Origin of the sequence: Microvirga alba (assembly GCF_015694465.1) — a bacterium.
Classification (GTDB): domain Bacteria; phylum Pseudomonadota; class Alphaproteobacteria; order Rhizobiales; family Beijerinckiaceae; genus Microvirga; species Microvirga alba.
The window spans coordinates 1-21,192 of record NZ_JADQDO010000010.1 but is presented as its reverse complement, the minus strand read 5'-3'; the positions used below and the strand labels follow the sequence as shown (position 1 = coordinate 21,192).

The following is a 21,192-nucleotide window of genomic DNA, read 5'->3' as shown; positions in this document are numbered from 1 at the left end:
CCCGAGAAATTCGGGGGCGCTTTCCTGTTCAACGCGTTGCTCCCGCACGCCTTGTCCCGTAAAGGATGCGGGTTATGAAATTTCTCGATCAAGCCAAGATTTACATTCGCTCGGGCGACGGCGGCGCAGGCTGCATCTCCTTTCGCCGCGAAAAATTCATCGAATTCGGCGGCCCGGACGGCGGTGACGGCGGGCGCGGCGGTGACGTGTGGGCGGAATGCGTCGAAGGGCTCAACACCCTCATCGATTACCGCTATCAGCAGCATTTCAAGGCCCAGAAGGGCGAGCACGGCATGGGCAAGAACCGCGCCGGGGCCAAGGGCCGCGACGTGGTGCTCAAAGTGCCGGAAGGCACGCAGATCCTGGACGAGGATGGCGAAACCGTCATCGCGGACCTGACCAAGGTCGGCCAGAAGATCCTGCTAGGGCGGGGCGGCAATGGCGGCTTCGGCAATGCCTATTTCACCACCTCGACCAACCGCGCGCCGCGCCGGGCCAATCCAGGCCAGGAGGGGCAGGAGCGTTGGATCATCCTGCGGCTCAAACTGATCGCCGATGCGGGCCTGATCGGGTTGCCGAACGCGGGCAAGTCGACCTTCCTCGCGACGGTGACGGCGGCGAAGCCGAAGATCGCCGATTACCCTTTCACCACGCTTCATCCGGGGCTCGGGGTCGTGCGGGCCTATTCGCGTGAATTCGTGCTGGCCGACATTCCCGGCCTCATCGAAGGCGCGTCCGAAGGCGTCGGCCTCGGCGACCGTTTCTTGAGCCATGTGGAGCGCTGCCGCGTGTTGCTGCACCTCGTCGAGGGCACGAGCGAGCATGCGGGCAAGGCCTACAAGACCGTCCGCCACGAGATCGAGGCCTACGGCCACGGCCTCGCAGACAAGCCGGAAATCGTCGCCCTGTCGAAGGTCGATGCGCTCGACGAGGAGACGCTCAAGGAGCAGCTCGCGCGCCTGAAGCGGGCATCGAAGCGGACGCCTTACGTGGTTTCGGCGGCGTCCGGCCAGGGCGTGCAGGAGGTCCTGCAGGCGCTGCTCTCGGTCATTGATGCGGCCAAGGTGGAAGCGCAGACCGTCGACACGCAGGAAGAATGGCATCCGTGAGCCCCAAGCTGCATCAGTTCCGCCGGGTTGTTCTTAAAGTCGGCTCGGCTCTGCTTGTGGACCGCGCCCGGGGCCGGTTGAACCATGCCTGGCTCGCGGCTTTGGCCGAGGATATTGCCGATCTCCATGCGCGCGGCGCGGATGTGCTCGTCGTCTCCTCGGGCGCTATCGCCATGGGGCGGACGGTGCTCGGTCTCCCGTCCGGGCCGTTGAAGCTGGAAGAGAGCCAGGCCGCTGCGGCCGTCGGGCAGATCGCGCTGGCGCGAACCTGGTCCGAGGTGCTGGCCCATCACGGCATCACCGCGGGCCAAATTCTGGTGACGCTTTCCGACACGGAGGAGCGGCGGCGCTATCTCAACGCCCGCGCGACGACGCTGAAGCTCCTCGACATGCGCGCCGTGCCGGTGATCAACGAAAACGACACGGTTGCGACCTCGGAAATTCGCTACGGCGATAATGACCGTCTTGCAGCGCGAGTCGCGACCATGATCGGCGCGGATCTGCTGGTGCTGTTCTCCGACATCGATGGGCTTTACACCGCACCGCCTGCGTCCGATCCAAATGCGCAGCACATCCCAGTGGTCGAGCGCATCACCGCAGAAATCGATGCGATGGCGGGAGGCCCGGCCTCCGAACTCTCGCGCGGCGGCATGCGCACCAAGATTGAGGCGGGCAAGATCGCGACGGCCGGCGGCACGCACATGATCATCGCCGATGGCCGCACGAAAAACCCGCTCAAGCGCGTGGCCGATGGCGGCCGCTGCACGTGGTTCCTGACGCCTTCCAATCCCGCAACCGCGCGCAAGACCTGGATCGCCGGAGCGCTTGAGCCGCGCGGCACGCTCTATGTCGATGACGGTGCAGCCCGCGCGCTGAAAGCGGGCGCGAGCCTTCTGCCGGTCGGTGTGCGCAAGGTCGAGGGAACGTTCGCCCGTGGCGATGCTGTTGCGATCCGCGACGCGGGCCGGATTCTGGGGCGAGGCCTCGTGGCTTATGACGCGGATGATGCCGCGCGCATCATCGGGCGCCCGAGCAGCGAGATCGAAGCAATCCTCGGCTATCCCGGCCGCGCGGAGATGATCCACCGGGATGACATGGCGCTGGCCGATTGACGGGTTCGGCCATTGCGTGATCAATCGGCGGTCGCGCAAAGGTCGATCAGGATTTTGGCATCCCTTGGCGCCGCGCATTTCACGTCGTTGTCGAAATAGACATAAACATCGCGCCCCTCGCGCCGGAACGCGGCGATGGCATGGCTCCACTTGCGCAGTGTCGGCGCGCCATAGCGCCCGGTATAGCGCCCCTGGGCCCCGTGTCCCCGGACATAGACGAAATCTGCCGTCGCCACCCACGGTGCGGGCGCATCGACGTGGTCCGAGATGCAGAAGGCCACGTTATGGTCACTCAACAGGTTGAAGGTCTCGTCCTCGAACCAGCTTTTATGCCGGAATTCGAACACACAGCGGCGGTCCTTCGGGAGAAGACCAAGGCATTGCACCACCCGATCCCTGTTCTCGGGCTTGGCGACAAAGCTCGGCGGCAATTGGAAGAGGGCGGGGCCGAAGGCGTGTTTCAAACCCTCCATGCGCCCGAAAACCCGCGCGATGCTCTCCTCCACGTCCTTAAGGCGCTTGATGTGGGTGATGAACCGGGAAACCTTCCAGGCGAAGACGAAGCCCTCCGGCGCGGTGTCGTGCCATGCCTTGACGGCTTTTTCCGTCGGAAGATGATAAAAGGAATTGTTGATCTCCATCGTATTGAAATGTTCGACGTAAAAGGACAGGAAGTCCTTGGGCGACATATCGGCGGGATAGAAAGGGCCTCTCCAGTCCTCGTAATGCCAGCCGGATGTGCCCACGCGAAGCGCGGCGGTGAGAGCGTGTCTGTCCTGGTCGAAAGACAGGGTGCGGCGCGGCTCGGGGGCCGTCCTTCGTGCGATGGTTTTTGTTTTAGGGGCGGATGCTCCGTGAGGCTTGGACATGGATGACACTCATCGCGGGACCTCTCCCGCCGACCGATTCAACGTCGCGCAAGCGGTTTCGGGTGAGCCGTCCGATGTCCCGGCTCTGATGCGCGATATCGGCGGCCGGGCACGTTTGGCGGCGCGCCGCCTCGCGATTGCCACAGCGGAGGAGAAGAACGAGGCGCTTCGCGCCATGGCCGCGCGCATTCGCGACGCGTCGGCTGCGATTCTGTCCGCCAATGCCGAGGATGTGGCCGAGGCGAAGGCCAAGGGGCAGACGTCCGCCTTCCTTGACCGCCTTACGCTCAACCCGGAACGCGTGGAGAGCATTGCTGCTGCGGTCGAAAGTATTGCCGCCTTACCCGATCCGGTCGGGCGGGTTCTGGCCACGTTCGAGCGTCCGAACGGCCTGCGCATCGAGCGCGTAGCGACCCCACTCGGTGTCATCGGCGTGATTTTCGAGAGCCGCCCAAATGTGACCGCGGATGCGGGCGCGCTTTGCCTGAAGGCCGGCAACGCGGCGATCCTGCGGACAGGTTCGGAGAGCTTCCGCACATCACTCGCTATCGCAGAAGCGATGGGGCAGGGCCTGAGCGATGCCGGGCTGCCCGCCGACGCGATCCGCCTCGTGCCGACCCGCGACCGGGCGGCGGTGGGCGCCATGCTAAGTGGGCTTGAGGGCAATATCGACGTCATTGTGCCGCGCGGCGGCAAGAGCCTTGTCGCGCGCGTGCAGGATGAGGCGAGGGTGCCTGTCTTCGCGCATCTGGAGGGCATCTGCCACGTCTTCGTTCATGCCAAAGCGGATCTGGAGATGGCCAAACGCATTGCGCTGAACGCCAAGATGCGCCGCACCGGCGTCTGCGGCTCGGCCGAGACGCTTCTGGTTGACCGAGCCTGCGCCGCCACGCATCTGAAGCCGCTTGTCGCGATGCTGCTCGACGCGGGCTGCGCCGTCAGGGGCGATGAGGCCGCGCAAGCCGCCGATCCGCACGTGACGCCTGCGACGGAGGAGGATTGGCGCACCGAATATCTCGATGCCATCATCTCCGTTCGGGTCGTGGACGGCCTCGATGCGGCCATCGCCCATATCGAGACCTACGGCTCCCACCACACCGATTCGATCGTCACGGGTGATGCGGCCGCCGCCGAGCGGTTCATGGCCGAGGTCGATTCCGCCATCGTGCTGCATAACGCCTCAACCCAGTTCGCCGATGGCGGCGAGTTCGGTTTCGGGGCGGAAATCGGCATCGCCACGGGGCGGATGCATGCGCGCGGGCCGGTGGGCGTGGAGCAACTGACCTCGTTCAAATATCGCATTCGTGGTTCGGGTCAGACGCGCCCGTGAGTCCTGCTCCCGCAAGTCATGTAAGGTCGCGGTTTCGTCTGCGACCCTCGGGTCTCGCCCGTCTGCCGCGCGTCGCGCCGGGCATGCGGATCGGCCTCTATGGCGGTTCCTTCAACCCGGCGCATGACGGCCATCGTCATGTCAGCCTCATGGCGCTCAAGCGGCTCGGGCTCGACCGGATCTGGTGGGTCATCACGCCCGGAAATCCCCTGAAGGATCCTGGTGAACTCGCCGCAACGGCGACACGGGTCGCGGAGGCAAAGAGAATTGCCTCCCATCCCTGCATCGACGTCACCACCTTCGAGGAGGCCATCGGCGCGCGCTATACGGTCGATACCCTCAGCTATCTCAAGCGCCGCTATCCGGGCGTGCGATTCGTCTGGATCATGGGGGCGGACAATCTCGCGAGCTTCCACCGCTGGCGCGGCTGGCGTCACATTGCCCGCCTGATGCCCATGGCCGTCATCGACCGGCCTGGATGGACCTTGAAGGCGACCCGCTCCCGCAGCGCCACAGCTTTGGCGTCGAGCCGCCTCAACGAGGGCGAGGCACGCGCGCTGGCGGGGCTGAAACCCCCGGCCTGGGTCTTCCTGCACGGGCCGCGCTCGCACCTGTCGTCGACCGAACTTCGCAGGGCGCGACGAACTTCTCCGGTGGAAGGGCGTTGAAATAACGTGCCGTAAGGCATTATTGTATAAACATGGCGCGATCAGCAGCGCTGGATGAAAGGGTCTGAACCTGAACCGACTATCTCCGATTGGAGCGGACGCTAATCCGCTTCCCCCTCTCTCCGGAGCGAACGCTCCGCAGGACGAGGATATCCTGGCCATTGCCATGGCTTGCATCGAGGACATGAAGGCCGAGAACACGGTCGTGATTGACCTGGCCGGAAAAACCTCTCTCGCCGACACCATGATCGTCACATCGGGCCGTTCCAACCGCCATGTGGGCGCCATTGCCGACCGCGTCATTCAGGACCTTAAGGATAAGGGGTTCGGAAATGCGCGCGTCGAGGGCCTGCCGGCGTGCGACTGGGTGCTGATCGATGCCGGCGACGTGCTGGTTCACGTCTTCCGGCCTGAGGTGCGCGGCTTCTACAACCTCGAGAAGATGTGGGGCGCCGATCGTCCGCACGATAAAGCGAGCCAGTAAGGGCTGATTGCATTGCGACTGAGCTTGCTGGCCGTGGGCCGTCTCAAGAGCGGCCCCGAGCGGGAGCTGGTCGAACGCTACAGGCAGCGGATCGAGGGCATGGGCCGGAGCCTTGGCTTTGCCGGGCTCGACATCGTTGAACTGCCCGAGAGCCGGGCGCGCCGGGAGGAAGATCGCCGGGCGGAGGAGGCGGCCGCTCTTCTCGAGAAAGCCGGATCGTCGGTGCTCATCGTTTTCGACGAGCGCGGCAAAAGCCCGACCAGCGAGGCTTTCGCGGATCGGGTGCGGCAATGGCGCGATGAGGGCCGCGCTGGCATGGCTTGCATCATCGGCGGGCCGGATGGGCTCGATCCGAAGATTCGCCACGGGGCGGAACTGGTGGTCTCCTTCGGTGCGCTCACCATGCCGCATCAAATCGTTCGGGCGCTCGTGGCCGAGCAGCTCTACAGGGCCCTGACAATGATCGCCGGTCACCCTTATCATCGCGCCGGACACGGCGATTCGTGACCCGATGGCCCTCGACTTCTCAATGACCCGCAAGGTTCTCGGACTTGCCACATGGGTGGCCGCTCTCGCCCTGGGCCCGGCACAGGCCCAGCAGATCCTTGCGCCCGCGACGCAGCCGATGGCTGAGACCGCCGAGCAGAAAGCCCAGAGGGAGAACGATCTTAAGGTTCTCGAGGAGGCGATGGCGGGCAGTGCCGAGGCGCGCAAGCGGCTTGAGGCTGAAATCGCCGACATCAGGACCGACCGTGCCAAGCTCAACGCAGCTCTGATCGAGACGGCGGAGCGGACGCGCGGGACCGAAGACCGGATTCGCAACCTGGAGCAGCGGCTGCAAACCCTGACCGCGAGCGAAGCGGCGATCCGCCGATCCCTGGAAGGCCGGCGCGGAATCATTATTGAGGTTTTTGCCGCCCTTCAGCGCATGGGTCGCCGTCCGCCGCCCGCCGTGCTGGTGCGACCGGAGGATATGCTCGAGGCGGTGCGGGCCTCGATCCTGCTGGGCGCGGTGCTGCCGGAACTGCGGGCGGAGGCTGAGACGCTGGCGTCGGACCTTGCCGAATTGGTCCGCCTCAAGGACGCCATCGCCACGGACCGCTCGACCCTCGGCACGGAGCTATCGGCGTTGACCTCCGAACAGGACCGACTCACGGCCCTCATGAGCGCGCGCCAAAGCCGCATCGTCGAGGTTGAGCGCAACATGGGGGTGGAGCGGGAAAAAGCCGCCGAACTTGCCCGTCAGGCCGGTACTCTCAAAGAGTTGATCGACCGCATGGAGAAGGAAAGCGCGGCCGCGCAGCGGGCCGCCGAAGAGGCCCGCAAGGCGGCCGAGGCCCAAGAGCGGGACGCCAAGGAAAAGTTCGCCCAGGCCGCCTTCCGCGACCCGGCGCGGCTGGCCCCCAAAATCCCATTTTCCGAGGCGCGGGGCCTGCTTCCGAAGCCTGTCAGTGGTGAAACTGCCCTCACTTTCGGCGTTCCCGACGGCTATGGCGGAACGACGCGCGGCATTTCTATCACGACCCGTCCGAAGGCATCTGTCGTATCACCTGCGGATGGCTGGGTGGCCTTCGCGGGCCCCTTCCGATCGTACGGTCGACTCTTGATCATCAATGCCGGCGGGGGGTATTATGTTCTTCTGGCCGGTATGGACCAAATCAATGTCGATGTCGGGCAATTCGTGCTCGCTGGCGAACCTGTCGCACTCATGGGGGAGACGCCCCTCATGTCGCTGGCGGGCGGTGCCATAGAAAAGAACAATCCCGTCCTCTATGTAGAGTTCAGGAAAGACGGCGGTTCGATCGATCCGAGTCCATGGTGGGCGAAATCGCAAGGCGAAAAGGTTCGCGGGTAATGCGCAAACTGTCCCTATTAATTCTTGGCGTGGCCATTGGCGCAGGCTCTGCGACGATGGTGTCGCAGACGAGCTTGCTGTCGAGCACGAGCGCGGTTGCCGCGTCGGCCGACACGTATCGTCAATTGAGCCTCTTCGGCGACGTGTTCGAAAAGATTCGCACGGACTATGTCGAGAAGCCCGATGAGTCGAAGCTCGTCGAATCGGCCATCAACGGCATGTTGACCTCGCTCGATCCGCATTCGAGCTACATGGACGCCAAGAGCTTCCGGGATATGCAGGTGCAGACCCGCGGCGAGTTCGGCGGCCTCGGCATCGAGGTCACGATGGAGGACGGTCTGGTCAAGGTCGTCACGCCCATCGACGACACGCCCGCTTCGCGCGCCGGTATCCTGGCCAATGACGTCATCACGCAGATCGATGGCGACAACGTTCAGGGCCTCAACCTGAACCAGGCCGTCGACAAGATGCGCGGTCCGGTCAACTCCTCGGTCACGCTCAAGATCCAGCGCAAGGAAGCGAAGGATGCGCTTGAGGTGAAGCTGACCCGCGAGACCATCAAGGTTCGCCCTGTCCGCGCTCGCGTCGAGGGCGATATCGGCGTGCTGCGCATCACCCAGTTCAACGAGCAAACCTATGAAGGCCTGAAGGCTGGAATCGACAAGCTCACCAACGATATCGGCGCGGACAAGCTTTCGGGCTTCGTCATCGACCTGCGCAACAACCCGGGTGGTCTGCTCGATCAGGCGATCATGGTCTCCGACGCCTTCCTCGAGCGGGGCGAAATCGTCTCGACCCGCAGCCGGAATGCCGAGGATACCCAGCGCTTCAACGCGAAGTCGGGCGATCTGACCAAGGGCAAGCCACTGGTCGTGCTGGTCAATGGCGGCTCGGCCTCGGCCTCCGAGATCGTGGCGGGCGCCTTGCAGGATCATAAGCGTGCGACGGTGCTCGGCACCCGGTCCTTCGGCAAGGGCTCCGTGCAGACCATCATCCCGCTCGGCGGCAACGGTGCCGTGCGTCTGACGACGGCGCGCTACTACACACCGTCCGGCCGCTCGATCCAGGCCAAGGGTATTGAGCCGGATGTCGAGGTTCTGCAGGACGTTCCTGACGACCTGAAGGGCAAGGACGAGACCAAGGGCGAAGCCGGTCTGAAGGGCCACCTTCAGAATGGTGGCGACAAGGAAGAGCGTGGCGGTTCCTCGGCCTATGTCCCGCTGGATACTTCCAAGGACAAGCAGCTCATCGCCGCCTATGACTTCCTGCACGGCGTGCGCAAGGGAGCGTCCAACACGACGACCGCGCCGAATTAAGGCGGTTGCCGGACAGCCTTGACGGGCGATCTTGAGAATTTTGGCCTGACGGCTTCCCTGCCGTCAGGCCATTTTGATTCAAGCGCCCGCAAACCGTGCGGAAAGGCTTGTCTCAGACCGGGCGAAGCTGCACTCTTGTGAGTGCGTCGGAGCCATCGCGCCGGCAATGCCCGGGACGAATTGTCAAAAAAATTGAGGTCCCGCACCAGAGAGGTCTATGTCGGATGAGGAGCGCCAAGGGAGTGCCGAACCAAAAGGATATGCCCTATCGCTCCTGCGTCGGCGTGATGCTCCTCAACAGGGACGGGCTGGTGTTCGTCGGTCGCCGCCGCTCCGAGGCCGGCGCGGAGCATGTGGCGGACGGCTACGCCTGGCAGATGCCGCAGGGTGGTATCGATCCGGGCGAAGACCCGTATCAGGCGGCGATTCGCGAATTGTATGAAGAGACGAGCGTCAGCTCGATCCACCTGCTCGCCGAAGCGCCCGATTGGTATGCCTACGACCTGCCCTCCATGGTCGCGGGCCGAGCCTGGCGCGGGCGTTATCGCGGCCAGATCCAGAAATGGTTCGCCTTCCGGTTCGAGGGCGAGGAAAGCGAAATCAACATCCTCCAACCCGGCGGCGGACACCACAGGCCGGAATTCGACGAATGGCGCTGGGAAGAGATGCATCGCCTTCCGGAGCTGATCATTCCCTTCAAGCGCCCCGTTTACGAGAACGTGGTCGCAGCTTTTCGTGGGTTGGCTCCGCACCCAGGATAGGGTCGGCAAGCCAGCATCTCGATATTTGATCCCGGCATTTTATGTGAGGTCTTTTCTTCCGGTCGAGTTGCTGCATCCAGCACGCCGAAAGGGCCGCAGCCGTCCGGTGAAAAACGACACAAAAGGGATTTGCGACTTCTACGTCACCGATGGACGATGGTGCCCCTGGCCGGGATCGAACCAGCACTCCTTGCGGAACTCGATTTTGAGTCGAGCGCGTCTACCAATTCCGCCACAGGGGCAACGCGGGTGCCGAGTACCACGCACCGGGAAGTTCGGTCAATGGAGGAGATGTGAACGGGCGCGGCATGCGTGCCTCTCGCCAGCGGCGGCCGCTTGTGCTCAAAAGGGCGGGCCGGACGGCTTCAATCCTTCTCGATCCTTCGGGTTTCCATGCTGAGACGCCTCTACGACTGGACCCTTTCCCTCGCGGGCCGGCCCTCGGCTCCCTACGCGCTGGCTGCGGTGTCTTTTGCGGAAAGCTCGTTCTTCCCGGTTCCGCCGGATGTGATGCTCGTTCCGATGATGCTGGCCCGGCCCGACAAGGCCTGGACCTACGCGCTCATCTGCACGATCTCCTCCGTGGTGGGCGGCGTGCTCGGCTACATGATCGGCCTGCTGCTTTATGATTCGGTCGGGGCCTGGCTGTTTCAGTTCTACGGCCTCACCCAGGGCGCGGAGGCGTTCCGGCATTCCTACGCCGAATACGGCCACTGGATCATTCTGCTCAAGGGCCTGACCCCGATCCCGTATAAGCTCGTCACCATCACGTCCGGGTTTGCGGGTTACAGCCTCGGCTGGTTCATCCTGCTGTCGATCGTGACGCGCGGCGCGCGTTTCTTCATGGTCGGGTTGCTGATGAGCAAGTTCGGGCCGGCGATCAAGGGCCTCATCGACCGTCATTTCAACCTCGTCGCGGCGATCTGCGTGATCGTGTTCATCGGCGGGTTCGTGGCCTTCCGGTACCTTGTCTGAGAGAGATGTCGATGCGGTTGAAACTTGACGTTCGGCAGGCGGCGCTCGCTATCGCGCTCGGGGCGGCGGCGACCATCGGCGGCGCTCTCGTGTTCCAGCATGTCTGGGGCTACCAGCCCTGCAAGCTCTGCCTTATGCAGCGCGACCCTTACTATCTCGGCATTCCCCTTGCTCTCGTAACGGCCCTTCTTCCGGCGCGGTGGGGGCGGATCGGACTCTGGCTTCTGGCTCTGGTCTTTATCGTCAGCGCCGGCATGGGCGCGTATCACGCGGGCGTCGAATGGGGCCTCTGGCTGGGCCCGAGCGATTGCGGCGGCCCCTCGGGCGCAGGCGCTGGCAATGTAGGCGATTTTCTCAATCAACTCGAAAAGACCCGGGTCGTCAGCTGCACGCAAGCCGCATGGCGCTTCCTCGGCCTGTCGCTCGCCGGTTGGAATGTGCTGATTTCGCTGGCGCTCGCCGCTCTGGCGGTGTTCGCCGCCCGCAAGAGCCGGGGCTGAGGCCGTCGAGGCGCTACGGCTCGAGTTCGCTGTCCCAATAGAGATAATCGAGCCAGCTCTCGTGCAGATAGTTGGGCGGAAACAGACGTCCGTTGGAATGGAGATCGTTGAGGGTCGGAGCGAAGGGGCTCTGTCGCGGCCACATTTCAACATCCCGGGGCATGCGGTCGCCTTTGCGGAGGTTGCAGGGCGCGCAGGCGGCAACCACGTTCTCCCAGGTCGTTTGCCCGCCCTTGGAGCGGGGAATGACGTGGTCGAAGGTCAAATCCTCGTGTGTGCCGCAATATTGGCAGGTGAAACGGTCGCGAAGGAAGACGTTGAAGCGGGTGAAAGCCGGATGCCGTGTGGGCTTGACGTAGGTCTTGAGCGAAATGACCGAAGGAAGACGGATTTCAGAAGTCGGACTTCGAACGACTTTGTCGTATTCGGAGACAATGTTGACCCGGTCTAGAAACACCGCCTTGATCGCATCCTGCCAACACCAGATCGACAAGGGATAGTAACTCAAAGGCCGATAATCGGCATTGAGGACGAGGGCCGGGCAGGCCTCCGGTCGCACAACAGGCTGGACGTGTATCGTCACCTCACCTCCTCGAAGAGAGAAAGTCTTCATCCCGTTTGTATAAGACTATGAAACTGTGACGCTGTTGTGAAGCTCAGCCGCGGGTCGTTTATGACGCACCACGCAGAAATCATGGGGAAAATCTCAAGATGACGGTCGGCATGCGAGGGTGAATACTCAGCGACGTCCTTAGACGAACGTCGATGCAGAGAGCTGGAGGACGTATGAGCACCCTGCAGCAGAGCCTGGCTTCGATCGACGCCGCCATCGCGGCCTACGGCGCCGTCGCTCTTTTCTTCATCGTCTATTTCGAGGCTTTTGGCGCGCCGTTGCCCGGCGAGAGCGCCCTCATCGGAGCCGCCCTGCTGGCCTCGCGGGGCGATCTCGCTATCGAGCATGTCTTCCTGGCGGCGTGGTTCGGCGCGGTACTGGGCGACAGCACGGGCTATGTCATTGGCCGTTACGGCGGACGCCGCCTGCTGCAACGCTATGGAGCGCTGGTGAAACTGACGCCCGAACGCTTGACCCGCCTTGAGGTCATGGCGCGCGACAAGGGGTTCTTCATGGTGATGATCGCGAGGTTCGTGGTCCTGCTCCGGCAGCTCAATGGCCTTATCGCCGGATCGGTTGGGATGCCGTGGTTGCGTTTCGTGTCCGCGAACGCCCTCGGCGCAGCCCTATGGGCAGGGCTTTGGAGCTTCGGCCCCTATTTCTTCACCGACGTGTTCCGGCGGTTTGTCTAGAGCATCGTCCGCCGCGGGCGACCCTACGCGCGACAGCGCGAGCACAAGCGCATGCGGCGGGGCATAAGCTAACGCTTGACGTTGGCTCAGGACATTTCGTCCGCAGGTTAGCGGGTCGGAACCGGCTTCTCGCCCCGATAATCGTAGAAGCCGCGCTTGGCTTTCCGTCCGAGCCAGCCGGCTTCCACGTATTTCACGAGCAGCGGGCAGGGGCGGTATTTCGAATCCGCCAGGCCCTCGTGAAGCACCTGCATGATGGACAGGCAGGTATCGAGCCCGATGAAGTCCGCGAGCTGGAGCGGTCCCATGGGGTGGTTCGCGCCAAGGCGCATGGCGGTGTCGATGGCATCGACCGAGCCCACGCCCTCATAGAGGGTGTAGATCGCCTCGTTGATCATCGGCAGCAGGATGCGGTTGACGATGAATGCCGGGAAATCCTCGGAGACCGTCGCGGTCTTGCCGAGCTTGCCGATGAATTCTTTCGAGGATTCGTAAGTCGAGTCCTCTGTGGCGATGCCGCGGATCAGCTCGACAAGCTGCATCACGGGCACGGGATTCATGAAGTGAATGCCGATGAAGCGCTCCGGCCGATCCGTGGCCGCGGCGAGGCGCGTAATGGAGATTGAGGACGTATTGGTCGCGATCATCGTTTCGGGGCGAAGCGACGGGCTCAGGGCGGTGAAGATCTTGCGCTTCACCTCCTCGTTCTCGGTCGCGGCTTCGATGACGATGTCGCATGGCCTCAGGTCGTCATAGGACAGCGCCGGAACGATGCGGGCGAGGGCCGCCTGACGATCGGTGTCCCTGATCGCCTCTTTGGCGACCTGGCGAGACATGTTGCCGTTGATGGTGGCGAGCCCGGCCTTGATCCTCTCCTCCGACAGGTCGTGGAGACGGACGTCAAAGCCGGCAAGCGAGCACACATGAGCGATGCCGCTGCCCATCTGACCAGCGCCGATAACGCCAACGGTTTTGATCTCGATACTCATCTCGCGTGCTGCCCCGGACCTCCTTGCCATCTAAAGAGCGGGGCAGGAGGCCCGTCCCGCTCTTGATTATTCCTGACCCTAATGACCGGCTTTGGTCAACTCCTCCTGCAGCTCGGGCAGGATTGTGAACAGATCACCGACGAGGCCGTAATCCGCGACCTGGAAGATCGGGGCTTCCTCATCCTTGTTGATGGCGACGATGACCTTGGAATCCTTCATGCCGGCGAGGTGCTGGATCGCGCCGGAGATGCCGACAGCGATGTAGAGGTCCGGGGCCACGACCTTGCCGGTCTGGCCGACCTGCCAGTCGTTCGGCGCGTAGCCCGCGTCGACCGCCGCGCGCGACGCGCCCATGGCCGCGCCGAGCTTGTCGGCGATCGGCTCGATATACTTGGTGAAGTTCTCCGCCGAGCCGAGCGAGCGGCCGCCCGAGATGATGATCTTCGCCGAGGTCAACTCCGGGCGGTCGGTGTGGGCGATCTCTTCGCCCTTGAAACGCGACACTTGCGGATCGGCGGCCGGGTTCACGGTCTCGATGGGGGCGGAGCCGCCCTCGCTGGCTGCCGGGAACGCGGCGGTGCGCACGGTGATGACCTTCTTCGGGTCGGTCGCCTGCACGGTCTGGATTGCGTTGCCGGCATAGATCGGCCGCTCGAACGTGTCGGGCGAGACGACCTTGGTGATGTCGGAGACCTGCATCACGTCGAGCAGAGCGGCCACCCGCGGCAGCACGTTCTTGCCCGTAGTGGTCGCCGGCGCGAGGATGGCGTCATACGGCCCGGCAAGCGATACGATCAGCGCGGCGAGCGGCTCGGCGAGCTGGTGCTCGTAAGCGACATTGTCCGCAAGAAGCACCTTCTCGACGCCGGCAAGCCTCGATGCGGCGTCCGCGGCAGCCTTGGCATTGTTGCCTGCCACCAGCACATGGACCGAGCCGCCAAGGGCAGCGGCGGCGGAAAGCGCCTTGTGGGTCGCGTCCTTCAAATGAGCGTTGTCGTGCTCGGCGATCAGCAATGTGGTCATTGTTCTGTTCTCCCGCAGGAAGCATTTTCAGGCGAGGTGGGAACCGGTCGCCGTTCGAAAATGCGAGAATTCGAAATCAAAGCACGCCGGCTTCGGTCTTGAGCTTGTTCACCAGTTCGGCCACCGAGCCGACCTTCACGCCTGCCTTGCGGCCGCCGGGCTCGGCCGTCTTCACCACCTTCAGGCGCGGTGCCACATCGACGCCGAGCGTCTCCGGGGTCGTCTCGTCGAGCGGCTTCTTCTTCGCCTTCATGATGTTGGGAAGCGACGCATAGCGTGGTTCGTTCAGGCGCAGGTCCGTGGTGACAATGGCCGGAAGCGTCAGGCTCACCGTCTGCAGGCCGCCATCGACCTCGCGGGTCACGTCGATGGTGTTCGTGTCCAGCGCGACCTTGAAGGCGAAGGTGCCCTGTGGCCAGCCCAACAATGCGGCCAGCATCTGTCCGGTCTGGTTGGCGTCGTCGTCGATCGCCTGCTTGCCCATGATGACGAGCTGCGGGCTCTCCTGCTCGACCAGCTTCTTCAGGATCTTTGCCACGGCGAGCGGCTCGACCGTCGCATCGGTCTTCACCAGGATGCCGCGGTCCGCGCCCATCGCAAGTGCCGTGCGGATCGTCTCCGCGGCCTGGGCCGGCCCAATGGAAACGGCGACGATCTCGGTCGCCTTGCCCTGCTCCTTCAGCCGAACCGCTTCCTCGATGGCGATCTCATCGAAGGGGTTCATCGACATCTTCACGTTTGCCAGCTCAACGCCCGATCCGTCAGGCTTCACCCGGATCTTGACGTTATAGTCAACGACACGCTTCACAGGCACCAGGAGCTTCATACGACTGTCCCTATCGAAAAGTCAGATCCGGACGCAGCCGGTGGCGCTATCCGGACGGGTAGGAATAAGATGGAACGGACCCTAGCGAGAGCTTCTTGATTGTCAACGCGGCGCTTGCAGTTCTTGCGCGTCAACGCGCGCCTGCACGGGATCGGCATGCCGGCGCATGATGGGGATGAGAAGAGCGCCTGCAACGAAGCCTCCCAGATGCGCGAACCAACCCACGCCCTCATCGCCGCCGAAAAACGCGGCGATGAATTGCAAGGCAAACCAGAAACCGATGGCTCCATAGGCTGGCACGCGCAAAGGAATCCCTTGCAAGAAAAGGCCCCAGATGCGCACACGGGGGTAGAGAATGAGATACGCCGCCACGACTCCGGCTACACCGCCCGATGCCCCGATCAACGGGCGATCCGAGGCAGGTAGGGCGAGAGCATGGGCCAGGCTGGCGACACTTCCGCATATCAGGAAAAACAAGAGAAAACGGAGATGCCCCATGGCATCTTCCACATTGTCGCCGAAGACCCAGAGAAACAGCATGTTGCCGAGAAGGTGAATGAGCGACATGTGCAGGAAGATGTTGGTCGCGAGTGTCAGCGGCGCGGGCCCGAACGGGTAGCCTTCGGGAAGAATTTCTGTCCCGAATAAGACGGATGGGATCAGGCCGAAGCCGGCCACCATCGCATCCGGCCCGAGAGGTCCGTAGAACGTGAAGAGATAAACGACGGTGCAGACCACGAGCAGCGACCGCGTCATGATCGGCGTCTTCATGTTCCGTAGCGGGATGCCGTCATGAAGCGGAAGAAACATCGGTTCCTAGCGGTTCTGCCCCGGCACCCAAAGAACGTCGAGAGCGCCCTTGTCGTTGATGTAACGCGAGGCGACGAAGAGAAAATCCGATAACCGGTTCAGGTATTTCAGCGCTTCCGGTGAAACCTTCTCGTCGGGCTTTTGCATCAATTCAACGACGCAACGCTCAGCGCGGCGGCAAACGGTCCGTGCGAGATGAAGCACAGCGGCGGCGGGTGTTCCGCCGGGCAGAACGAACGAGCGGAGCGGCGCGAGATGCGCGTTCAGCTGGTCGATCTCATGCTCGATGCGCTCCACCTGGGCCTGGGTGATGCGCAGCGGTTCATAGGGGAGGGGTTTTCCGGTCTCGACGGTGGCCAGATCAGAGCCCAGATCGAACAGGTCGTTCTGGATGCGGCCCAACATCGGGTCGATCTCATGCCCCGCGGTGTGGAGCCGGACCATGCCAAGACAGGCGTTGGTTTCGTCCACCGTCCCGAAGGCTTCGATGCGCAGATCGTGTTTGGGACGCCGCCCCCCTGCGGCGAGGGCTGTCGTGCCCTTGTCGCCCGTGCGGGTGTAGATGCGATTGAGGACGACCATTGATGGCCCAAGCGGTTGGAGTTCGACTAGAACGAATACCCGACCCGCGCGCCGATGTTCGTCAAGCCCCGATTTTCCGCGCAGGCGCCGGCGTTTGAGAGATGCTCGACGGTGGCCACCACGCTCCAATTGGCCGCGAGGCGCACGCCCACCGAGCCGGATTCACGAAACAGGGGCGAACAGCCCAACGCCTGAAGATCGGGAGGCGTATAGACGGGGTTCCGGTTGCCGTTGTGGATCGCGCCGCCGATGCTGCCTTCGACGAAGAGGCTGGGCGTTACATCGATGGTCCAGGAAAGGCCGGCATAGGCGAAGCTGGTTCGGCCGTCGAAGTTCAGGCTGCCTCCGATATGAGGCCGCGGGACGAAATAGCTGGTGAAGAGGTCGGATGGCGTAAAGGGCTTCGCGAAAAGGATTTCGCCGGTCAGGTTGGCGGAGCCGTCGCGCCCTTCAGCGCCCCAGGGATCCTGCGCGGAGAACCCGAATCGAAACTCAGAAAGCAGGCTGGGCTGCGCCGAGGCAGTCGAGCCGGGTTGCCGCTTGACCTCGGATGCGTTGGCAACCCCCGTTGCTCCCATGGAGGCGACCAGAAGGCTCATGCCTATAACTGTGCCGACACGCATCAAGAGTTCCATCACCTGGTTAAGATTGGGTCGCCGAATATACCTAATAGTCTCTTATAGAGAACGATGGCGAGAATGTGTCAATAAGGTGCAGCTAGGCCGCTCTCCACCAGATTACGCCCATGATGATGATAATTGCCAGAAATTGGAGCAAAATGCGAAGGCGCATGAGCTGCTGCGACCGGTTGGCGCTCCCGCCACGTAACATGTTGATAAGGCCGAGAAGGAGAACAAAAGCGACCGCCATGACGGCCACAGGCACAAGTAGATCGACAAAACTGGTCATCTTGATTCCATCGGAATATTTTGGCGGACCGTGGCGCGATCCGGACGACGACGCAAGGGATTTGGTTCGCGCCGAATCAATTCTTGCGCAACAGCCGATCGAAATAATCGAGTTCCTCCTGCGGCCGCGTCGGATCGCCCAGTTTGCGACGCAATTCGTCCAAGATCTGCCGGGCTCGTGCCGCAGCGTCAGGGCCCGGGACGACGGCGGAGCCATCGGACATTCCCCTCTCGCGCGGTGGCCGTCCGAGCGGGTCGTAGTCCCGCTGTGTCGCCTGCTCGTTTCCTTGAGAGCCGCCAGGCTGATCGTCGCCCTGGCCCTGCTGCATTTGCTGCATCTGCTGGGCCATTCCCTGCATGCCGCGGCGTAAGGCTTCCAAGGCGCGGCCCTGCGCATCGACGGCGGGGCCGTCCTGGCCTTCCCCGAGGGCGCCCTCGGCTTCCTTCATGGCTTGCTCGGCGTCGTTGAGGCCCTGTTCGCCCTGCATTCCGAGACCCTGCATCCGCCGTTGCAGATCCTCCAAGGCTTCGCGGAGAGCCTGCTGCCGTTGATTCAACGCGCGGCCGTCCTGATCCTGCTGGCCATCCTGGCCGTTATCGGCCTGATTCTGATCCTGCTCGTCACCCTCACGGCCGCGCTGGCCAGGCTGGCGTTGCCCCGGCCTTTGACCCTGCCGCATGCGGTTCCGGTCGCCCTGCTGCATGCGCTTGTTCTGGCCTTGCCGGAACGTGTCGTCGCGCAGGTTTTGCTGGTCGCGCGCCATGTTTTCCAGATCCCGCATAGCCTGGTTCATTTCGCGCCCGAGCGGATCGGTCATGCGGCTGTTCGGTTGTGCGGTTTGAAGATTTTCCAGGATATTGCGCAATTGATCCAGGAGCCGCTGCGCCTCAGCCATGTCGCCGCGGCGCATGGCGTCTTCCATCTGACGCAGCATGCGATTGAGATCATCCTGCGAGATCACGCGCTCGGGGCCGCGTTGATTGGGGTCGCGCGATTGCGGATTTTGCTGCATCCGTTGGGCAAATTCGCGCAGGAATTTGTCCATTGCCTGCCGCAGCTCATCGGTCAGGCGCTTGATCTCTTCGTTCGGCGCGCCGCGATCCATGGCCTCCTTGAGGCGATCCTGGGCGGCGCGCAGTTCGCGCTCGGCGTCCGAGAGGCCGCCGTCCTCGATCTGGAGCGCCATGTTCCAAAGCCAGTCGGCCACGTCGAGCAGATCCTGGTCGGTCCGCGCGCGGCGCAGGCGGCTGGCACCTACGCGCAGGCCCATGAACACGCCCCATTGCGGCGTAAAGCTGTCGGGTGCGATCAGCAACGCATCGAGGGCGGTCTGGACCCGTTTGCGGTCATCGGGGACCAGCACCAGTTTGCGCCGCTGTTCGACCAGGGCCTTGGCGAGCGGATTGGTAAAGGGACGCTGGGGCAAGGTGAAGGTGATTGCCTCGCTCACGCCCTCTTGGCCGGCATCGTCCTTGGCCCGAAGCGTGATCGTGACCTTGGCGCCGGCCCAGGGATGACCCGTGAGATCGACGGGAGAACGCGTTTCCGGGGCCTTCTCGTCATGGCTGGGAAGCGGCAGGTCGAGATGGGGCGCGGTGACGAGAGAGCGCCCTTTGCCGCCCTCGGCTCTTTCGACCACGCCTTCGAGGGACACGATGCCGTAATCGTCCTTGCCCTTGTAGGTGAGGGTGAAGGTGCCGCGGGCATTCACCTCGGGGGGGCCTGTGAAGGTGATTTCAGGCGGGTTGTCCGGAATGGCGTCGATGGCCAGCCTAGCGCTTTGGGAGCGTCCGGTGCCGACCGTCAGTTCGGCGCTGCCATCGAGCGTGAACCGCTGCTCCTGTAGCCCCGGTCGCGGGTTGCCGCTGGCGGGCAGCGCGGTCAATCCCTGCGTCGCGGTGATTTCGGCGCTTCCCTCACCGGCAGCGCGGACGACCACGGTTGAATGAACCGGCGCACGCAGACGCTGCTCCTTGGCGAGGTCGATCATGATAGGCGGTACGCGCGTGTAGCGCGGGGGGTCGATCCAGCCATCGATGCGAAAGGTTGGCGGCGCGGCCTTGGGCGCTCGCCAGTCGAAAGCCGCGCCGAGGCGCGAACCGATTTCGGGGCCCGCCACGAAAGCGCTGGCCACCGCAGCGACCAGACCGGCTGCACGAAAGGCGTAGCGGTCGCGTCTGGGCATGTCGGGGCGGGGCGGGGAGACTCGCATCCGGGCGATTGCGTCTTCCGCACGCCTCTGGTGAAGCGCCCAGAGCGCCCGCGTTCCGGCGTCGTTCGAGCCGAGGGCCAGGGTATCATCCAGCGCGCGCGCCGGTGCACCGGTCAAACCCGTATCCCTGTCGAGGCGATCGAGGGCATTGGCACGGGTCGGCGCCCGCAAGCGGAGGAATGGCCAGAAAGACCCGGCGAGCGCCAGGGCGAAGAGGCCGAGGCCCGCCATACGCCAGACGGGCGGCAGATCGAGCCATAGGCCAAGCCAGGACGCGGTCAGGAACAGAAGCACAACTGCAATCGGCAGCCATAGCAGAGGCCAGGATCGCTCCCACCACAGGGATCGACGTGCCCGCGCGACAAAGCGCTCGAACCGGGTGCCGAGCGAACTTCGCGCCGGAAAGTGGTTGGGGCCGTCGCTCATGCCATCATCTCCCGCGCACAAGTCCTCCGTCTTCGTTCCCCGATTGAAGGTAGCATGGCTCGTCCCTATGACCAGCCGTCAAATGGGCACGGCGCAGGGAGGAGGCCGTCGAAGGCCCCAATCGCGATCAATTCCTCGTCATGTCGAGAAGAGCGAGGCCATTGGGCGGCTCGCGGAGGCAACGGGCCTCAGTCGGCGAGGGACTGGCTCGACGCGTTTCGCGTTGCCGGCAAGATTAGCAAGCCTTCATCCGTCGTTCGGCTTCGCAATCTCCGGAGGAATATCCGTGTTTTTCTTTTTCCGGGCTTCCCTGCTCCGGGTATATTTGTCGGGGTGGTTTCTTTTAAATAATACTTTATTTGATTGGCAAAATGGTAAGAAATATCACTTTGTTGCGATTTTAAAAGAATAAACGTGCGTTGACTTGTTGTGAAGCGAGTAATTTTAACGCAAATCGGTCGTTGTTACTGAACGATCACTGCGCGGACAAAAACGCATTTTCTTTCAGCGGATTGCGCATCGGGATGAGCATGAAATAAAGTTATTGATATGGCATATATGCAACGCTATATAGGCTCATCCTTTCAAAGGAAATAAAGATTCTTAATATAGGGGCATCGCCGTGACGGCATCGAATTCAACAACCACGACTTTTCCGATTGAAGAGAGCGTACTTGCGTTTGCAGACAACCATGCGCCGACCGACCTGAAGCTTGGCGGTGAAACCGATGGGATCTCGGTCGTTGAAGGCGAGACGATCGTTGGCGATCTGACGGCGTGGGACGAGGACGGGGACACGGAGTTCGAGTGGTCGTTCGACGGCGACGCCGAGGACGGCGGCGATGCTGGCGGCTGGTTCGTCATCGAGAACGGCCAGATCAAGCTTGCGCCCGGCAAGGCGCTCGAGTTTGACGGCCCCGATGCTGTCAAGACGTACAAGATCTACGTCAAGGCGTCGGACGGCAATCCCGACGGCGTGAGCGAGCCGAAGATGTTCACGATCACGGTCACCAACGATCCGTCCGACGATCCGGTCGAGCCTGTGAACCATGCTCCGACGGATCTTGCTCTGTCGAACACCACCATCAACGAGAGCGAGGATCCTGTGACCGTCGGCACGCTCAGCGCCGC

General features: G+C 63.2%; 23 protein-coding genes and 1 tRNA gene. 13 read left to right on the top strand and 11 right to left on the bottom strand.

The window, feature by feature from the left end:
- Positions 1–74: 74 nt before the first annotated feature.
- Together obgE and proB are read left to right on the top strand one after the other, a co-directional pair.
- Complete coding sequence (obgE, locus tag I2H38_RS17180; protein ID WP_196273103.1) at positions 75–1,109, top strand: GTPase ObgE; 1,035 nt, start codon at positions 75–77, stop codon at positions 1,107–1,109.
- A complete protein-coding gene (gene proB, locus I2H38_RS17175) occupies positions 1,097–2,221 on the top strand; it encodes a glutamate 5-kinase (protein ID WP_196273102.1) in 1,125 nt (374 codons plus the stop codon). The genes obgE and proB overlap by 13 nt, the downstream gene beginning before the upstream one ends.
- A 20-nt stretch (positions 2,222–2,241) precedes the next feature.
- Here the strand turns inward: proB and I2H38_RS17170 are convergent, their stop codons facing one another.
- Entirely contained in the window at positions 2,242–3,090 is an 849-nt protein-coding gene (locus I2H38_RS17170) for a DUF72 domain-containing protein (protein WP_196273101.1), read from the bottom strand.
- Between I2H38_RS17170 and I2H38_RS17165 the strand changes: the two genes are divergently transcribed.
- The 7 genes from I2H38_RS17165 to I2H38_RS17135 all read left to right on the top strand — a co-directional run bounded on the left by I2H38_RS17165 (position 3,089) and on the right by I2H38_RS17135 (position 9,504).
- Positions 3,089–4,420 (top strand): glutamate-5-semialdehyde dehydrogenase, encoded by a 1,332-nt coding sequence (locus I2H38_RS17165; protein WP_196273100.1) that lies wholly within the window; start codon positions 3,089–3,091, stop codon positions 4,418–4,420. The two genes, I2H38_RS17170 and I2H38_RS17165, sit on opposite strands and share 2 nt — an antisense overlap.
- The gene (locus tag I2H38_RS17160; RefSeq protein WP_407664100.1) at positions 4,417–5,088 is read left to right on the top strand and encodes a nicotinate-nucleotide adenylyltransferase; all 672 of its coding nucleotides are present in this window, start codon (positions 4,417–4,419) and stop codon (positions 5,086–5,088) included. The genes I2H38_RS17165 and I2H38_RS17160 overlap by 4 nt, the downstream gene beginning before the upstream one ends.
- Positions 5,089–5,176: 88 nt before the next feature.
- Positions 5,177–5,572 carry a ribosome silencing factor gene (rsfS, locus tag I2H38_RS17155; protein ID WP_407664103.1) on the top strand — a complete coding sequence of 132 codons (396 nt, stop codon included), beginning with the start codon at positions 5,177–5,179 and terminating at the stop codon, positions 5,570–5,572.
- Positions 5,573–5,584: 12 nt separating this feature from the next.
- A complete protein-coding gene (gene rlmH, locus I2H38_RS17150) occupies positions 5,585–6,079 on the top strand; it encodes a 23S rRNA (pseudouridine(1915)-N(3))-methyltransferase RlmH (RefSeq protein ID WP_196273098.1) in 495 nt (164 codons plus the stop codon).
- A 22-nt stretch (positions 6,080–6,101) separates the two neighbouring features.
- Positions 6,102–7,427 (top strand): murein hydrolase activator EnvC family protein, encoded by a 1,326-nt coding sequence (locus I2H38_RS17145; protein WP_196273097.1) that lies wholly within the window; start codon positions 6,102–6,104, stop codon positions 7,425–7,427.
- The gene (locus tag I2H38_RS17140; protein WP_196273096.1) at positions 7,427–8,743 is read left to right on the top strand and encodes a S41 family peptidase; all 1,317 of its coding nucleotides are present in this window, start codon (positions 7,427–7,429) and stop codon (positions 8,741–8,743) included. Before I2H38_RS17145 ends, I2H38_RS17140 begins: the two co-directional genes overlap by 1 nt.
- A gap of 224 nt (positions 8,744–8,967) precedes the next feature.
- Positions 8,968–9,504 (top strand): RNA pyrophosphohydrolase, encoded by a 537-nt coding sequence (locus I2H38_RS17135; protein ID WP_210324850.1) that lies wholly within the window; start codon positions 8,968–8,970, stop codon positions 9,502–9,504.
- A gap of 157 nt (positions 9,505–9,661) precedes the next feature.
- On the opposite strand, the gene I2H38_RS17130 is transcribed toward I2H38_RS17135, so the two are convergent.
- A tRNA-Leu gene (locus tag I2H38_RS17130) sits at positions 9,662–9,746 on the bottom strand.
- A 151-nt stretch (positions 9,747–9,897) separates the two neighbouring features.
- Here I2H38_RS17130 and I2H38_RS17125 point away from each other — a divergent pair.
- Both I2H38_RS17125 and I2H38_RS17120 read left to right on the top strand, forming a co-directional pair.
- The gene (locus tag I2H38_RS17125) at positions 9,898–10,479 is read left to right on the top strand and encodes a YqaA family protein (RefSeq protein ID WP_196273094.1); all 582 of its coding nucleotides are present in this window, start codon (positions 9,898–9,900) and stop codon (positions 10,477–10,479) included.
- An 11-nt stretch (positions 10,480–10,490) separates the two neighbouring features.
- Positions 10,491–10,979, top strand: a complete 489-nt coding sequence (locus I2H38_RS17120) for a disulfide bond formation protein B (protein ID WP_196273093.1) — start codon at positions 10,491–10,493, stop codon at positions 10,977–10,979.
- Positions 10,980–10,992: 13 nt separating this feature from the next.
- Here I2H38_RS17120 and I2H38_RS17115 read toward each other — a convergent pair whose 3' ends face one another.
- Positions 10,993–11,562, bottom strand: coding sequence for an HNH endonuclease (locus I2H38_RS17115; protein WP_196273092.1), 570 nt, complete (start codon positions 11,560–11,562; stop codon positions 10,993–10,995).
- Between the two features lie 224 nt (positions 11,563–11,786).
- On the opposite strand from I2H38_RS17115, the gene I2H38_RS17110 reads away from it, so the two are divergent.
- Positions 11,787–12,284, top strand: coding sequence for a DedA family protein (locus I2H38_RS17110; protein WP_196273224.1), 498 nt, complete (start codon positions 11,787–11,789; stop codon positions 12,282–12,284).
- 107 nt (positions 12,285–12,391) lie between these two features.
- Here I2H38_RS17110 and I2H38_RS17105 read toward each other — a convergent pair whose 3' ends face one another.
- The 8 genes from I2H38_RS17105 to I2H38_RS17070 form a co-directional block, all read right to left on the bottom strand.
- Entirely contained in the window at positions 12,392–13,273 is an 882-nt protein-coding gene (locus I2H38_RS17105) for a 3-hydroxybutyryl-CoA dehydrogenase (protein WP_196273091.1), read from the bottom strand.
- Between the two features lie 78 nt (positions 13,274–13,351).
- Positions 13,352–14,296 carry an electron transfer flavoprotein subunit alpha/FixB family protein gene (locus tag I2H38_RS17100; RefSeq protein WP_196273090.1) on the bottom strand — a complete coding sequence of 315 codons (945 nt, stop codon included), beginning with the start codon at positions 14,294–14,296 and terminating at the stop codon, positions 13,352–13,354.
- Between the two features lie 76 nt (positions 14,297–14,372).
- A complete protein-coding gene (locus I2H38_RS17095; RefSeq protein WP_196273089.1) occupies positions 14,373–15,122 on the bottom strand; it encodes an electron transfer flavoprotein subunit beta/FixA family protein in 750 nt (249 codons plus the stop codon).
- A gap of 102 nt (positions 15,123–15,224) precedes the next feature.
- Positions 15,225–15,932 (bottom strand): rhomboid family intramembrane serine protease, encoded by a 708-nt coding sequence (locus I2H38_RS17090; RefSeq protein ID WP_196273088.1) that lies wholly within the window; start codon positions 15,930–15,932, stop codon positions 15,225–15,227.
- 6 nt (positions 15,933–15,938) lie between these two features.
- The gene (locus I2H38_RS17085; RefSeq protein WP_196273087.1) at positions 15,939–16,514 is read right to left on the bottom strand and encodes a cob(I)yrinic acid a,c-diamide adenosyltransferase; all 576 of its coding nucleotides are present in this window, start codon (positions 16,512–16,514) and stop codon (positions 15,939–15,941) included.
- Positions 16,515–16,540: 26 nt separating this feature from the next.
- Positions 16,541–17,137 carry an acyloxyacyl hydrolase gene (locus tag I2H38_RS17080; protein WP_196273086.1) on the bottom strand — a complete coding sequence of 199 codons (597 nt, stop codon included), beginning with the start codon at positions 17,135–17,137 and terminating at the stop codon, positions 16,541–16,543.
- Positions 17,138–17,231: 94 nt separating this feature from the next.
- Positions 17,232–17,423 (bottom strand): twin transmembrane helix small protein, encoded by a 192-nt coding sequence (locus I2H38_RS17075; RefSeq protein WP_196273085.1) that lies wholly within the window; start codon positions 17,421–17,423, stop codon positions 17,232–17,234.
- A gap of 76 nt (positions 17,424–17,499) precedes the next feature.
- Positions 17,500–20,061, bottom strand: a complete 2,562-nt coding sequence (locus I2H38_RS17070) for a TIGR02302 family protein (protein ID WP_196273084.1) — start codon at positions 20,059–20,061, stop codon at positions 17,500–17,502.
- Between the two features lie 622 nt (positions 20,062–20,683).
- Here I2H38_RS17070 and I2H38_RS17065 point away from each other — a divergent pair.
- The coding region (locus I2H38_RS17065; RefSeq protein WP_196273083.1) for a cadherin repeat domain-containing protein at positions 20,684–21,192 on the top strand (509 nt) is incomplete at its 3' end.